General features: G+C 67.8%; 2 protein-coding genes and 1 pseudogene. All 3 read left to right on the top strand.

Annotated elements, in window-relative coordinates:
- Positions 1-136: pseudogene (locus tag ELR45_RS42615) on the top strand (redox-sensing transcriptional repressor Rex); the annotation flags it as partial.
- Positions 133-1,494 (top strand): glutamyl-tRNA reductase, encoded by a 1,362-nt coding sequence (locus ELR45_RS09675; RefSeq protein WP_129665475.1) that lies wholly within the window; start codon positions 133-135, stop codon positions 1,492-1,494. The pseudogene ELR45_RS42615 and the gene ELR45_RS09675, both read left to right, overlap by 4 nt.
- Positions 1,491-2,462: hydroxymethylbilane synthase (hemC, locus tag ELR45_RS09670; protein WP_129665842.1), on the top strand; the 972-nt coding region annotated here is incomplete at its 3' end. The genes ELR45_RS09675 and hemC, both read left to right, overlap by 4 nt.

The raw sequence follows: 2,462 nt of genomic DNA, 5'->3' as shown, positions 1-2,462 counted from the left end.
CGGTGTCGACCTCCGAAAGGTCGACCTTTCCACGGAGTTGCAGATCTTGGCATACCACGAGCAGCGGAAGAACGGCGCAGCGCTTGCGCTCACGGCCGAGCAAGCGGTCGAACTGGCGAAGGCGGTTCGTGGATGAGCGTCCTGGTGATGGGGCTGTCGCACCGCAGCGCCCCGGTAGAAGCTCTGGAGGACGTCGCCCTGGGCAAAGACGAGGCGGCGAAGATCCTCGACGAGGTGCACACGGCCAGTCATCTGTCGGAAGCCGTCGTGGTCGCCACCTGCAACCGCCTGGAACTCTACGCCGACGTGGCGACGTTCCACGGCGCGGTCGAAGAGGCCGGTGCCCTGTTGTCGTCGCATACGGGCGTTCCGCTCGAGCTGCTGACTCCTTACTTATACGTGCACTATGACGAGCGGGCGGTCTCCCACCTGTTCCACGTGGTCAGTGGACTCGACTCGATGGTGGTCGGCGAGACGCAGATTCTGGGTCAAGTCCGGGAGTCGTTCCGGCTCGCCCAGACATCGGGGGCGACGGGCCGGGTGCTGACCGAACTGTTCCAGTCGGCGCTGCGTGCCGGTAAACGTGCTCACGCCGAGACCGACATCGATGCGGCCGGCCGATCTCTGGTGACGGTGGGCGTGGCGAGTCTGGCACCGGCGATCGCGCCGGACGGCTGGGCGGTCGGCCAGCTGGACGGGCGATCCTGGCGAGAGCTCGTCAACGGCAGCCGCGCCCTGGTGGTCGGTGCCGGATCCATGTCGGCTCTGGCGGCCTCGACACTGGCCGATGCCGGCGTGGAGGTGATCGTCGCCAACCGGACTCCGGAGCACGCATCGCGCCTGGCGTCGTCGGTCGGTGGGCACGTGGTGGCGATGAGTGATGTGCCGGCTCAACTCGACCGTGTCGACCTGCTGGTCAGCTGCACCGGCGCCACCGGCGTGGTGATCCCTTACGACTTGGTGGAGGAAGCGGTCGAGCGCCGTGCGGGCCGCCCCCTGGGGATCCTCGATCTCGCCTTGCCACACGATGTGGATGCCTCCGTGGCGGAACTGCCCGGCGTCGTCCTGGCTGACCTGTCGACGCTGGCCGAAGCGCAGGACGCCGACGGCGGTGTCGTGGCCGACCACGTAGAAGAGGTGCGTGCCATCGTCGTCGATGAGGTCGCGGCCTATGCAACGGCACGGCGCTCTGCTCGTGTCGCGCCCACTGTGGTGGCGCTGCGGACGATGGCCGACGACGTCGTGGAAGCTGAGCTGTCTCGGATGGAAGGGCGCCTGCCCGACCTTGACGAACGGTCCCGAGCCGAGGTGTCGGCCACGGTCCGACGGGTGGTGGACAAGCTGTTGCACTCGCCTACGGTGCGGGTGAAAGAGCTGGCAGCACAGCCCGACGGCGCGTCCTACGAGGCCGCGCTGCGAGAGCTGTTCGCCTTGGACCGGCGTGCCATCGACGCCGTCGTGAAACCAGACAGAGGACATGGTGATCAGGCATGAGCGACCCGCTTCGGCTCGGTACCCGGGGCAGCCAACTGGCGTTGGCTCAGTCCCAGGGTGTCGCTGATGCGCTGACCGCGGCCACCGGCCGCGATGTGAGCCTGGTCGAGATCACCACCTACGGCGATGTGTCGAGCGAGCCGCTGGCCGGCATCGGCGGAACCGGTGTGTTCGTGAACGCGCTCCGCGAGGCGATGCTGGATGGCAGGGTCGATTTCGCGGTGCACTCCTTGAAGGATCTGCCGACCGGACCGGCCGAAGGGCTGACCTTGGCCGCGGTGCCGGAACGCGCCGACCCGCGTGATGCGTTGTGCGCGCGGGACGGGCTGACCCTGACTGGGCTTCCTCCCGGTTCGAAGATCGGGACCGGCTCGCCGCGCCGCGCCGCGCAGCTGCGTGCGCTGGGACTCGAGCTGGATGTGGTGCCGATACGCGGCAACGTCGACACCCGGCTGTCGAAGGTAGCCGATGGGCATCTCGACGGTGTGGTTCTCGCGTACGCCGGGCTCGCCAGAGTCGGTCGGCAGGATGCCGTGACCGAGGTGCTCGACCCGCTTCAGATGTTGCCCGCCCCTGGGCAAGGTGCGCTGGCGGTCGAATGCCGCGCCGGCGACACCGAACTGGCGAACATGCTTGCCGTTGTGGACGACCCGACGACGCGCGCAGCGGTGTCGGCCGAGCGTATGTTGCTGGCCGTTCTCGATTCCGGCTGCAGCGCGCCCGTCGGTGCGTACGCTGTTGTCGCAGAGGGGGAGTACGCACCGGATGAAGAGCTCCTGACAAGCGCCGACGAGCGCATTGATCAGGTGGTCACCGCAGCGGCGTCGGCGACGTCGTCGCATGCCACCGTTCAGCTGGAGCTGTACGTAAGGGGCGCTGTCATCTCCGATGACGGCGCTGTGAATATCCGCAAGTCCGTCACTGGCCCAGTCGAGAAGGCCGAGGAGCTTGGGCGAGAACTCGCCAAC

This window comes from Phytoactinopolyspora endophytica, from assembly GCF_004138495.1.
GTDB lineage: Bacteria > Actinomycetota > Actinomycetes > Jiangellales > Jiangellaceae > Phytoactinopolyspora > Phytoactinopolyspora endophytica.
This window is presented reverse-complemented; position numbering and strand designations above follow the sequence as displayed.